This window comes from Aurantimonas sp. C2-5-R2, assembly GCF_036549495.1.
GTDB classification, from domain to species: Bacteria; Pseudomonadota; Alphaproteobacteria; order Rhizobiales; family Rhizobiaceae; genus Aurantimonas; species Aurantimonas coralicida_A.
This window is the reverse complement of the sequence record NZ_JAZHLJ010000097.1, coordinates 1-11,134: the sequence shown is the minus strand read 5'-3', so window position 1 is coordinate 11,134 and position 11,134 is coordinate 1. Positions and strand designations below refer to the sequence as shown.

The following is an 11,134-nucleotide window of genomic DNA, read 5'->3' as shown; positions in this document are numbered from 1 at the left end:
TCCTCAGTGGAATCGGCACCCCGAGCCTAACGGCTCAAGGCGGGCAACGCCGCCCACTTCAGAGTTTCAACAGAGACCGGGACATTCCCCTATCCCGCCGCTACCGTGGACTAATTTTGCACCGCCGCTCTCAGACGAGCCGTCCAAGTTCATCCATAATCCGCACCAGCAAATTCCGGGACTAAACATCTAGCAACAGGTACGCAGGCCGAGGCCTTCAACCTGCTCACGCAGCAGCTTCATGGCCGCGCAGGTCGTCAATTTCGACTGCCGCTCGTTGGAGCAGGCGATCACCATTGTCCTAGTGATAACCGGCTCAACGATCTTTGCGCAGCCAAGCTCGCCGGTATGCACGTCATGGAGCACGGCCACGTCCGGCAATATAGTATAGCCACAACCCGAACTGACCAGATTGCGAACCATCGCCGCTCCATCCAACTCGAGCACCACCGGGAACTTGACCCTGTGTTTTGAACAGTACTTATCGACTAAAGTACGCAAACCATGCGGCCGACTGGGCAAAATCATTGGCAGGTCGGCCAACTCTTTGAATGCTACCGTACCCTCCGATACCAGCGGGTTGCCCGCCGAGGTCACCAGCGACAGGTCCTCGATCAATAACACATCACTGCTGATCGAGGGATGCGGGAGCAAGTTGTAGAGAATTCCTATGTCCAGCCGGCCCTTGGTGAGCCATTCCTGCACGAAACCGCTCGATCCCTCAACGATTGTAAGGCGGATTTCAGGGAAGTTCTCGCGCAGCTTCAAGACAAATGAGCTAATTAGTTGATGGCTGACAGAAGGGGGCACCCCTAGCACGATCTTGCCACGCGGCGATCTCCTAAAGGAGGCCATATCATCCTTTATATGTTGCATCTCGGCGAGGAGAGACTGCGCACGCGGCAAGAACTCAAGGCCGGCGTCGGTCAGCAGGACACCGCGGCCGGTGCGATACAAGAGGGTGACGCCAAGTTGAACTTCGAGGCTCGCCACCTGCTGCGAGAGCGCCGGCTGAGCTAACGCCAACGCTTCGGCTGCCTTTGTGAAGCTTCCTGAGTCGGCAACTTGCACAAAATACTGAAGCTTGCGCCAATCCATCCAGTTTCTTTCCTCCACTGATTTCCGTCATGTGCGAGACGCGCATTCATAAGAAATTCCGATATCTGCTATAACAGGGCTCTCCTTGCTACTGTCCCGGGTGGGCTCGTAACATTCTCTCGACGCTACAAGAAATCTCCTGAAAGGTTCGGTTGATCGAAACAGCCGCCGTTCACTCGAACCGCATCGCGCTCTCATTCAGTTCGTGGCGAATTTGCGATCGCGTGTCCCAATTGCCGGTAGCAAGAAACGACAATAGATTCATAATGACAATAGATTTACATAGTGCACGGCTGTCCGACGGCTCGCTGGTGAAGGGTACGCACCCGGTTTGGGCTGCGCACGTGATGTTGCCGCCGCCTATGCCGCCTATATGGCTCGAGCGGGCCTATATGGCTCGAGCGGGAATGACCGGACCGTACACGGTCTTCGAAGGACGCTTTGGCATCATTAAAACCTATCCGGGTCAGCGGGAGAGAGATTTCGAGCGCCTATTGGATGGTCTGGGCCAGGAATGGGAGTGCGTAAAAACTTCGTTTAAAACCTACCCCCGTGGCCACCTAATCCACCAATTTTTGGATGGCGTTCTGCACTTGCGCCGTGAACAGAATTTAGCAGCAGGCGATGTCGCGCGCATCACCTGCCGGATCGCTGACTGGATGATCTCTGTAGTGTGCGAGCCAGTGACGGCCAAGCGTCGATCCGCAACCGATTATCACGCCAAGATCAGCCTGCAGTTTTGTGTTGCCGCTGCCTGGATCTTCGACCGTCTGGGGGTCGAGGCCTGCACCGAGGAAAACATCGCTGATCCGGACATTCTCGATCTGGCCGACCGCATCGACTACGAGATAGATATTGAGGCAACCCACCGTCGTCGCTTTAGGGGGTGCGTGCTGGTGGAGACTCGCGATGGCCGTCAGCTTAAGCATTTAGTCGAGGATATCTGGGGCTCGGCCGCTAATCCCATGACGGGGCAACAAATTCGCCGTAAGTTCCTGGAGAACGCTACGCTGGTCTTGCCTGAGCGCCAAGCACGCGAAATCCCAGCAATGGTCGGCGAGCTAGAAGCGATCTCCGATACCCACGAATTGCTGCGGGCTTGCCGACCTTCCACCGTAAGTCCCGCACAATCATGACCCTGCTACCTCGCACCCTCATCGACCAGGCGAGTAACCTACAGAACATTCACCTCGGCGAGCCTCGAGCCCAAGAGCTAGTAGTCGAAATTCAGCGTCTGAATGACGCGGTAGGCAAGGCTACGAGTCGAAAGGAATTCAACGATGAGCCGGCCGACTTTCTCAGTGCGCTGCACGATCGTGGAGAGCGCAAATGTCCACAATGACATTCGCCTCCCATCCCGCTGAGATGACATTGTACGAAACTGGATCCGCAATCCGCTGCAAGCAACTTTCGGCGCTCGAAGTGGCGCAAGCTTGCTTGGAACGGATCGAAGCGATCGAGCCGAGTGTGAACGCCTTCATTGAGGTCGAGGCGGAACGGCTCACGCGAGGAGCGATTGCAGCCGATGCCGAACTCGCACGGGGCCGATATCGCGGGCCGCTGCACGGCATTCCACTAGCGCATAAGGACATGTTCTATCGCAGAGGGCGAGTATCAACGTGCGGCTCTCGCGCTCGCTTTCTGCAGCCGGCCACCAGCACCGCGACAGTGCTTCAACGTTTAGACGGCGCAGGCGCTCTCTGCGCAGGCTTTCTGCACATGACGGAGTTTGCTATCGGCCCCACCGGACACAGTGAGCAGTTCGGTGCCTGTCGCAATCCGTGGAACCTGGAACATGTGCCAGGTGGCTCTTCCTCCGGCTCCGCAGCAGCGGTTGCCGCCCGCCTGGTCTACGGCTCGCTGGGTTCGGATACAGGTGGATCGGTGCGTGTGCCGGCTGCGGCCTGCTCCGTCGTCGGGCTAAAGCCGACGAACGGCAGAGTCAGCCGGCACTCGATAATGCCTCGGGCATGGTCCCTGGATACGGTTGGTCCGATCGGGCGTTCAGTGCGTGACGTCGCCATCCTACTGCAGGTAATTGCCGGCGAAGATCCCGAAGACCCGACGAGCAGTTCGCGACTGCCGGACGACTATGTGGCGGCGACAGAGGCTTCGCCCACAGGCCTGCGCCTTGGACTTCCGCGGTGCTACGGGCTGAATGAAGCTTGCTCAGAGACCCGAGCGGCCCTCGATGATGCTGTTCTCGTGTTCCGATCGCTGGGAATTAATATCCTTGATGTAGACGTACCTGATCCGGCAGAGATATTTCCCCTAGCCGATACCATCGCGAAATGCGAGGCGGCGACGATCCACGGACAAGGGCTGCGCGAGAACCCCGAAGATTACAGCGCTCATGCCCGCGCACGTATCGATGCCGGATTCCACATTCCAGCCACGCGCTACTTGGAAGCCCAATCGCTACGCGGCCGCTTCCTGCGAGACTATTGCGAAACGGTCTTCTCCAAAGTGGATGCGCTGCTGATGCCAGCGCTGCTGGGACCAATTCCGCGGCTCGACGAAGTGACCCCGAACGATAGCCGTACAATACCCGATCTGGTAACCTCCATCACCTTGATGACACGTCAAACCAACTTTCTGGGACTGCCGGCACTGGTGATGCCATGTGGCTTCACCAGTGCCGGATTGCCAGTGGCGTTGCAGTTGCTCGCGCGCCCTTTCGGAGAAGCGACGATCTTTACTCTAGGACAGGGATTCGAACGGGCAACTAGCTACCACCAGCGTAAACCGCCGATCATCGCAACGCGAGCCGGACGTTGATCCAAACTCGCGGTGCAATCGGGCTTTGCGGCCTGAGGCACAGCGGAACCTTAAAACGAAAGGGAGGAAAAAATGACAATCTCGAACCTCGGCAGTAGATACTTGATCAAGACGAAACGGCTCTTAAGCCCGGCGCTCATGGCAGCAAGCTTGGCTTTTTGCGCCGGCGCAGCTGCGGCTGAGCCCGTGACCGTGCGCTTCTCCGGTTACTTGCCCGTCAATCACTATATCTCCCAAGCGATGGAGGACTTTAAGCAATCCGTTGAAGCCAAGAGCAACGGGGAGATAGTTGTACAGACGTTTCCTGCAGCGCAGCTCTACAAGAACACCGACCAGCATACCGCTGTCATGAACGGTCAAGTCGAGCTTGGGGTCGGCGTGATTTCTGAGTTTGCAGACGTACTCCCCAGCGTCGGCATCGTCGATTTACCATTCCTGGTGACTACCTCCGAGGAGATGCAAGCCGCGCTAATGGGCGACCTTGGTCAGCAGTTATCCGAGCAAACCCGACGGGTAGGACTCAATATCATCGGTTGGGCCGACTTAGGCTTCCTGAACGCGCTTGGAAACAATAAGCGACCGGTCCACACGCCCGCCGATGTGGTCGGGCTAAAGCTACGCTCCTTCGGCGTCTATCCTGTATATACAGCACAGCATCTCGGCGCCGCCGCGCTCAATCTGTCCTCAGCAGAGACCTACGTCGCCATCCAACGCGGCGTCATCGACGGCGGTGTCTCACTAGCCACCTCGTTCTACAGCCGAAATTGGTACGAGGTGATTTCAGATCTGACTATTGTCCCTCTGGGTTACGTAGCTTACGCGATTTACGCCAATGACGACTGGCTCCAGGAGCTTGATCCCCGGCATCAGGAGATCCTGCGTGAGGCCGCAGCTGAGATGACCGCCTTTACCTTCGATTACACGGCGGAAGCCAATGCTAACGCTATAGCTAAAATGAAAGAGGCTGGCGTCGATGTCTACATAGTGCCTGAGGAGGATTATCCGATTTGGCAGACGATACTGGAGCCGGTCTATGACATCTTTCTGGAGCAGACAGGTAAGGACGGTCGCGCGCTTCTTGACGCAGCAGCCCAATATCGGAAGTAAGGCAAGACTGCATTAACCAATGCTGCAGCGCGGGGTGAACTCATGACGGCAGAACATAAATCGTGGAACACCCGTCTTGCCCTCGCCTGTGGCGTTCTGTCAGGTGGAATGCTGCTCGGTAGCGCCATGCTAATGCTGTATGAAGTCGTGTTTCGCAAAATGGGGCGCCCCTCGGTGTGGTCCCAAGAGATAGCAATTTACATGTCAATCTGGGCGACCTACCTCGGCCTCGTGTATGTCGAGGCGACGGATAACCACGTTAGGATGTCGCTCATCTCCGATAATGTTGGCCGACACACACGTTTTGTGTTGGATATGGTAACCAAAGGAATTATCGTATTCTTCTTACTGGTGCTCATTTATTACGGCTCCCATCAAGCCTTCCACTCCTATCAAATGAACCGAACGTCGGTGAGTTTCGTTCGCATGCCGATGGTGTATTTACATGCCGCGTTGCCCATTGGAGGCGCGCTAGTGCTGCTTCAGTCCCTATACCTGATGATCGGCCGGATCCGCGCCTATTCTGAAGAAAAATCGAGCCAAACCGCATGACGATGTTCTTACTATTCGGGATCCTGATCGCCCTGATCGCGATCGGCATCCCGGTCGCATACGTTCTCGGCTTCGTAAGCATCATTGGCCTGGTATTCGTCTCCGGTTTTGCAAACCTTCCGTCCCTGGCTCACACCTATTTCGAGACGCTGAACAGCTTTATTCTTATCGCTGTCCCGCTCTACATTTTGATGAGCAATTTGCTGCTCGAAGGAAAAGTAAGCGAGAAGCTCTTTGTCGCCGCATCACGAGTATTGGCGCGCACGCCGGGTGGCGTCGGGCTGGCGACGCTGGTCGGATGCGGAGCCTTCGCAGCAATGTGTGGCTCCTCCGTCGCGACCACCAGTGCCATTGGCACCGTCGCCATGCCGGAGTTGGAGAAGCGAGGCTACCCGAAGCGCTTTTCGGCCGGCCTAACTGCCACTGGCGGTACTCTCGGAATTTTGATCCCGCCCAGCATCCCTCTCTTGCTCTACGGCGCCATCACCAATGTTTCGATCGGAGATCTGTTCATGGCCGGAGTTATGCCCGGCATCCTGACGATCTTCCTGTTTGGACTGTACGTCTTGTATGTAGGCTTCACCAACCGATCGATCGCGCCCGAGACCGCTACTAGTCTGCGTGCGCAGGTTTCAGCGGTTCTTATCAGCTTGCCCGGCATCCTGACCATCGCCATTGTTCTCGGTGGTATCTATGGTGGCTTCTTTACGCCGACTGAAGCTGCGGCCGTAGGTGTGGCTTGGGCTCTCATCGTGGGCCTTCTCGTCTATCGGACGCTCTCCCCCGCGCTGATCTACAAGGCCTTACTCAACACGGCGCAGACCTCGGCGATGCTGCTGTTCATAATCATCGGCGCGCATGCTTTGGGTTTCGTGGCCACAATGCTGCGCGTTCCGCAGGAATTAACCGCCTTTATTGCCACAATTGAAGTCGATGTCTGGGTTACGCTTCTGATGATGTCAGTCCTGTTCCTCATCCTCGGCATGTTCCTGGATCCAATTTCAGTTATTTCTATAACCGTGCCAATTCTTTTTCCGGTTATCCTGCTTTATGAGATAAATCCGATTTGGTTCGCCATTTTAATGATGAAAAACATGGAGCTGGCGAACATTACCCCGCCCATCGGCATGAACGTCTTCGTGGTGAAGGGCCTGGACAAGAGGCTAACCACACGAGATGCCTTCATTGCAGTCATTCCCTTTGCCATTCTTGATCTGATCGCCCTCCTGCTGCTCTTCTTTTTCCCGCAAATCAGCCTTTGGCTTCCAACGCTGATGCGCTAGGCACGCGCCGCGCTACCGGCTTGAGATCGGCATCTACAATCCGCGCACAAGGGACTGATCAATGCAGATTTCTCGGTCCAACTTGCAGTCGTTCAGCCACGCCCGGCCGGCCATGCTGTCTGGTGAGGATACGCCGCGACGCTTCCTTGAGCGTTGTCTGGCGGAGATCGACGCACGCGAGCCCGAGGTACAGGCCTTCGTTACTTTGGATCCGGAAGGCGCGCGGCGAGCAGCCGATGCCGCCACCGTCCGCTATCGCGCCGGCCGTCCATTATCGGCGATCGACGGTCTCGCGCTGGGCGTCAAGGATATCATTGAAACACATGATTTGCCCACTCAGGCGGGTAGTCCGATCTATTCTGGCTGGCAGCCGGTTCGCGATGCGGCGTGCATCGAGAGCCTGCGCGAGGCGGGTGCTGTGCTGATTGGAAAGACGGCGACGACGGAGTTCGCCATCGGCGGTCCGGGGCCGACCCGCAATCCACACGATCCGCGCCACACGCCCGGAGGCTCTTCCAGCGGATCGGCCGCCGCAGTAGGCGCTGGAATGATTCCGGCAGCGCTTGGTACCCAGACTCAAAGCTCTGTGCTTCGACCTGCATCCTTTTGCGGCTGCTACGGGTTTAAGCCGACACTCGGCCTCGTATCAACCGCCGGCGTGCACCCGCTGTCAAGCACACATGATCACGTCGGCATTGTTGGAGGCGGACTGGAGGACATTTGGGCCCTCTTCCGCGTGATGGTCGGCTGCTCTAGCAATCCGGCACGTCAAAGACTGCCGGAATGGTTTGAACCGGTCGCGCCGGTGTCGCTGCTCGTGCCGGGCGGCGTTGCTTGGGCGGAGGCTGACGAGGTGACCCGCAGCTGCTTCGATGTTGCGGTAGACAAGCTAGCCAATGCTGGAGTGCACATCATCCGCTCAGGAGAGGACTTGGCGCTTGCCAGCCTCTTTGACGAGTTCGACGCAGCGATCTCCGACTCGTTGGACATTATCGCCTTTGAAATGCTGTGGCCCTACGTCTCCTACCGGCGTACCCGCCCGCAGGCGTTGCACCCGCGCATCCCCGAGCTGATCGATCGCGGACTTGAGATCGGTCCGGAGGGATATCGTCGAATGCTAGAGAAGCGGGAGGATCTGCGCCGTCGGATAGCCGCACTTTCACCAAGAATCGACGGCTTCGTCTCCCTCGCTGCCTCCGGCCCGGCGCCCGACGGATTGGAGGTTCTGGGTAGCCGGACCTTCCCTTCTTACTGGACTTACCTTGGCTATCCCAGTCTCAGCCTGCCACTATTGCACATCCGAGGCCTGCCGCTGGGGCTGCAGATTATGGGTTTCCCTGACGGGGACCTGGCCCTGTTCAAGATGGCTTGCTACATCCATTCCATGGTTCAACACCCGTCCCGCTCCTGACGGTTCATCGTGCCGATCGAGATACTCCGAAGACGGATACCACCGTTCATACCTTTCAGCATCCCGACGAGATCGACGATCCCCTGACATCGGTGCTGCGTAGTGGCGTCCGCCGATTACTGGCGCAGGCGATCGAGGCGGAGCCGCATGCTGGATGCCGCTCGAGCACCGGAGCGGTGGTTTCGGCCGTGGCCAGGTGCCTGGCGATGCGGTCGGCGATCGGCGATCGGCTGAAGATGGAAGCAGGCTCGTCCCGCCCAGTTGCCCAGGGTGGCCCGGTCAAGCCGGATTCCCTGCCGGGCATAGATGTCGGCCTGCCGGTAAAAGGTAAGCGTCGTCTGGACCTCACCTTCCGTTTTCTGGGCTGACCGGCGAGTCTGGCGATCCTGGAAGAGGATCGTTTTGTGCGTGGATTTGACCTTACGCTTGACCCTGAGCGGCGTGTGCGCCGGGTCGAGATCATCAACGGCGCTGGCGGTCGGCGACGCTGGTCGGCGGACGACAAGGCGCGCATTCTGGAGGAGACGCTGGCACCGGGAGCGATCGTTTCCGAAGTGGCTCGTCGGCATGGTCTGCGGCCGCAGCAGGTTTCTGGATGGCGTCGGGAGGCGCGGATCGAGCCGGAAGCGGAAAGGGAATTACCGGCTTTCGTGCCGGTTCGGGTCGAGACACCGTCACCTGCCGAGCCGCTCCCGCAGACCAGGCCGAAACGCCGCCGACGGGTTGCGCCACGATCGAACGGCGGGATCGAACTGGAGATCGACGGCGTCGTGGTGCGCGTCGGATCCAGTGCGAGCGCCAAGGCCATTGCGGCGGTGATCTCGGCGCTGAAGGTCGGCTCGTGATCGGACCGACGGGCTCCGTCCGGATCATGGTGGCGACGAAGCCGGTGGACTTCCGCAAGGGCGCAGAGGGGCTTGCGGCCTTGGTGCGCGAGACGATGGGCGCCGATCCGTTCTCGGGTGCGGTCTACGTCTTCCGGGCCAAGCGGGCCGATCGGATCAAGCTGGTGTTCTGGGACGGCACGGGCGTGGTGCTCGTCGCCAAGCGGCTGGAGGACGGCGAGTTCCCGCTGGCCGAAGGCGCAGGACAGCGTCATGCACCTGACGGCGGCGCAGCTCTCGACGCTGCTGGAAGGCCTCGATTGGCGGCGGGTTCACGAGGCGCGGGAGACCCGCGTGCCGCGGCGCCGGGCTGATCAGAGCGCCTGCAAAACCTGTCGCGGCCGGCGCGAAGATATGATTCCTCCTCGCATGAGCATCGCGGCAGACATGCTTCCCGACGATCCCAGCACGCTGAAGGCGATGCTGATCGCCGAGCGTCTGCGGGCCGAACGCCTCGAGCAGATCATCAAGGAATTGCAGCGTCACCGCTTCGGCCGTCGTGCCGAGACGCTGCCCGAGGACCAACTGGAGACCTCTAAAAACCTCCCCTTCCAGCCCGATTTATGATTCCATCGTTCTGACCGAGATTGGGAGGATGGCATGCGGGGACAGCCGGGTTTCTGGGATGTGGACGAGCGGTATGTGCGGCTGAGCGAGGCCGGCGATCCTCTGGAGAAGCTGAACGCCATCGTGCCTTGGGAGGTATTCCGCAAGCCGCTGTCGAAGGCGTTGAAGCGCTCGGACGGGGCGAAGGGCGGCAGGCCGCCCTACGATGCGGTGCTGATGTTCAAGGTGCTGGTATTGCAGGCGCTCTACAATCTGTCCGACGACCAGGCGGAATTCCAGATCCAGGACCGTCTGTCCTTCATGCGCTTCCTCGGACTTGGGATCGCCNTGGTATTGCAGGCGCTCTACAATCTGTCCGACGACCAGGCGGAATTCCAGATCCAGGACCGTCTGTCCTTCATGCGCTTCCTCGGACTTGGGATCGCCGAGAAGGTGCCGGACGCCCCCTTCGGCAGGCTCAGGATGAGAGACGATCTGGCTGTTCCGCGAGCATCTGGCCGAGGCCGGCGCGATCGGGAACCTGTTCGCCCGTTTCGACAAGCACTTGGACAAGCCCGGCTACCTGGCGATGGGCGGCCAGATGTGGACGCGACCATTGTCGCGGCGCCGAAGCAGAGGAACACCGAAGAGGAGAAGGCGGCGATCAAGGCTGGTGAAGTGCCCGAGGCCTGGAAGGACAAGCCGGCCAAGCTTCGCCAGAAAGATCGCGACGCCCGCTGGACGGTGAAGTTCTCCAAGGCCAAACCGGCGGCACCGGGAAAGCCGCAGCACATCGACATCGCGGTGCCGAGCTTCGGCTACAAGGATCACGTCTCGATCGACGGGCGCTTTGGCTTCATCCGCGGCTGGTCGGCGACGAGTGCGTCGGCCTACGACGGCGCCCAACTCTCCAGCGTTCTCAACCGGTCGAACACCGGATCGAAGGTTTGGGCTGATACCGCATACCGGTCGATCAAGAACGAGGAATGGCTGGAAGCGAACGGCTACGTCTCGGACATCCATCGCAAGAAGCCGAAGGGGCGGCCGATGAGCCAGCGCACATCCCGCGCCAATGGCCGGCGTTCGGCGATCCGTTCGAAGGTCGAGCACGTCTTCGCACGTCAGAAGGGACCGATGCGGCTCTTCATCCGCACCATCGGTCTGGTGCGCGCCAAGCTGAAGATCGGCATGGCGAACCTTGCCTACAATCTCACGCGTCTCGTCTGGCATCAGGGGCGAGGTGCGCCCGCATGACGGCAAAATCGCCGCCAGGGACGCCAATCGACGGGAGCTATGGCCGATTTTGGGTGACGCGGCTTGATCAAGCGGCGCGGTTGTCGGCGCCCTGCGTGGCGACGCCGTCGGTGAATGTGACGCCCTCGAGGACCATTGGCAACTGGTTTGCGCCCTTCAGACGGCGCCATGTTTTCGCTGCGGCCTGAACGAGCTTGAACACCATCAGCTTCGCCGTCTTC

The 11,134-nt window shown here is 59.2% G+C and carries 8 protein-coding genes and 5 pseudogenes; 10 read left to right on the top strand and 3 right to left on the bottom strand.

Features of this window, described 5'->3' with window-relative positions; genetic code table 11:
* Positions 1-189 precede the first annotated feature (189 nt).
* Positions 190-1,098 carry a LysR family transcriptional regulator gene (locus tag VQ044_RS22000; protein WP_327649598.1) on the bottom strand — a complete coding sequence of 303 codons (909 nt, stop codon included), beginning with the start codon at positions 1,096-1,098 and terminating at the stop codon, positions 190-192.
* A gap of 407 nt (positions 1,099-1,505) precedes the next feature.
* Between VQ044_RS22000 and VQ044_RS21995 the strand changes: the two genes are divergently transcribed.
* The 6 genes from VQ044_RS21995 (at position 1,506) to VQ044_RS21970 (ending at position 8,229) form a co-directional block, all read left to right on the top strand.
* Positions 1,506-2,234, top strand: a complete 729-nt coding sequence (locus tag VQ044_RS21995) for an MmgE/PrpD family protein (RefSeq protein ID WP_327649596.1) — start codon at positions 1,506-1,508, stop codon at positions 2,232-2,234.
* 193 nt (positions 2,235-2,427) lie between these two features.
* Positions 2,428-3,876: an amidase gene (locus tag VQ044_RS21990; RefSeq protein WP_327649594.1), complete on the top strand. Its 1,449-nt coding sequence runs from the start codon at positions 2,428-2,430 to the stop codon at positions 3,874-3,876.
* Positions 3,877-3,948: 72 nt separating this feature from the next.
* Entirely contained in the window at positions 3,949-4,983 is a 1,035-nt protein-coding gene (locus VQ044_RS21985; RefSeq protein WP_327651283.1) for a TRAP transporter substrate-binding protein, read from the top strand.
* A 42-nt stretch (positions 4,984-5,025) separates the two neighbouring features.
* A complete protein-coding gene (locus VQ044_RS21980) occupies positions 5,026-5,535 on the top strand; it encodes a TRAP transporter small permease (protein WP_327649590.1) in 510 nt (169 codons plus the stop codon).
* Positions 5,532-6,818, top strand: a complete 1,287-nt coding sequence (locus VQ044_RS21975; protein ID WP_327649588.1) for a TRAP transporter large permease — start codon at positions 5,532-5,534, stop codon at positions 6,816-6,818. Before VQ044_RS21980 ends, VQ044_RS21975 begins: the two co-directional genes overlap by 4 nt.
* Before the next feature lie 61 nt (positions 6,819-6,879).
* Positions 6,880-8,229 carry an amidase gene (locus tag VQ044_RS21970; RefSeq protein ID WP_327649586.1) on the top strand — a complete coding sequence of 450 codons (1,350 nt, stop codon included), beginning with the start codon at positions 6,880-6,882 and terminating at the stop codon, positions 8,227-8,229.
* Between the two features lie 215 nt (positions 8,230-8,444).
* Here VQ044_RS21970 and VQ044_RS21960 read toward each other — a convergent pair.
* Positions 8,445-8,561 (bottom strand): annotated as a pseudogene (locus VQ044_RS21960) (IS66 family transposase); the annotation flags it as partial.
* 72 nt (positions 8,562-8,633) lie between these two features.
* Between VQ044_RS21960 and tnpA the strand changes: the two are divergent.
* The 4 genes and pseudogenes from tnpA (at position 8,634) to VQ044_RS21940 (ending at position 10,913) form a co-directional block, all read left to right on the top strand.
* Positions 8,634-9,074, top strand: a complete 441-nt coding sequence (gene tnpA / locus VQ044_RS21955) for an IS66-like element accessory protein TnpA (protein ID WP_327649584.1) — start codon at positions 8,634-8,636, stop codon at positions 9,072-9,074.
* Positions 9,071-9,386: pseudogene (tnpB, locus tag VQ044_RS21950) on the top strand (IS66 family insertion sequence element accessory protein TnpB); the annotation flags it as partial. The gene tnpA and the pseudogene tnpB, both read left to right, overlap by 4 nt.
* Before the next feature lie 96 nt (positions 9,387-9,482).
* A pseudogene (locus VQ044_RS21945) lies at positions 9,483-9,641 on the top strand (IS66 family transposase); the annotation flags it as partial.
* 72 nt (positions 9,642-9,713) lie between these two features.
* Positions 9,714-10,913: pseudogene (locus tag VQ044_RS21940) on the top strand (IS5 family transposase).
* A gap of 67 nt (positions 10,914-10,980) precedes the next feature.
* On the opposite strand, the pseudogene VQ044_RS21935 reads toward VQ044_RS21940, so the two are convergent.
* Positions 10,981-11,134: pseudogene (locus VQ044_RS21935) on the bottom strand (IS256 family transposase); the annotation flags it as partial.

What these genes read in the sequence shown, in the direction of transcription:
- VQ044_RS22000 (WP_327649598.1), bottom strand. Translation starts at nt 1,098, where the DNA reads ATGGATTGGCGCAAGCTTCAGTATTTTGTGCAAGTTGCCGACTCAGGA.
- VQ044_RS21995 (WP_327649596.1), top strand. Translation starts at nt 1,506, where the DNA reads ATGACCGGACCGTACACGGTCTTCGAAGGACGCTTTGGCATCATTAAA.
- VQ044_RS21990 (WP_327649594.1), top strand. Translation starts at nt 2,428, where the DNA reads ATGTCCACAATGACATTCGCCTCCCATCCCGCTGAGATGACATTGTAC.
- VQ044_RS21985 (WP_327651283.1), top strand. Translation starts at nt 3,949, where the DNA reads ATGACAATCTCGAACCTCGGCAGTAGATACTTGATCAAGACGAAACGG.
- VQ044_RS21980 (WP_327649590.1), top strand. Translation starts at nt 5,026, where the DNA reads ATGACGGCAGAACATAAATCGTGGAACACCCGTCTTGCCCTCGCCTGT.
- VQ044_RS21975 (WP_327649588.1), top strand. Translation starts at nt 5,532, where the DNA reads ATGACGATGTTCTTACTATTCGGGATCCTGATCGCCCTGATCGCGATC.
- VQ044_RS21970 (WP_327649586.1), top strand. Translation starts at nt 6,880, where the DNA reads ATGCAGATTTCTCGGTCCAACTTGCAGTCGTTCAGCCACGCCCGGCCG.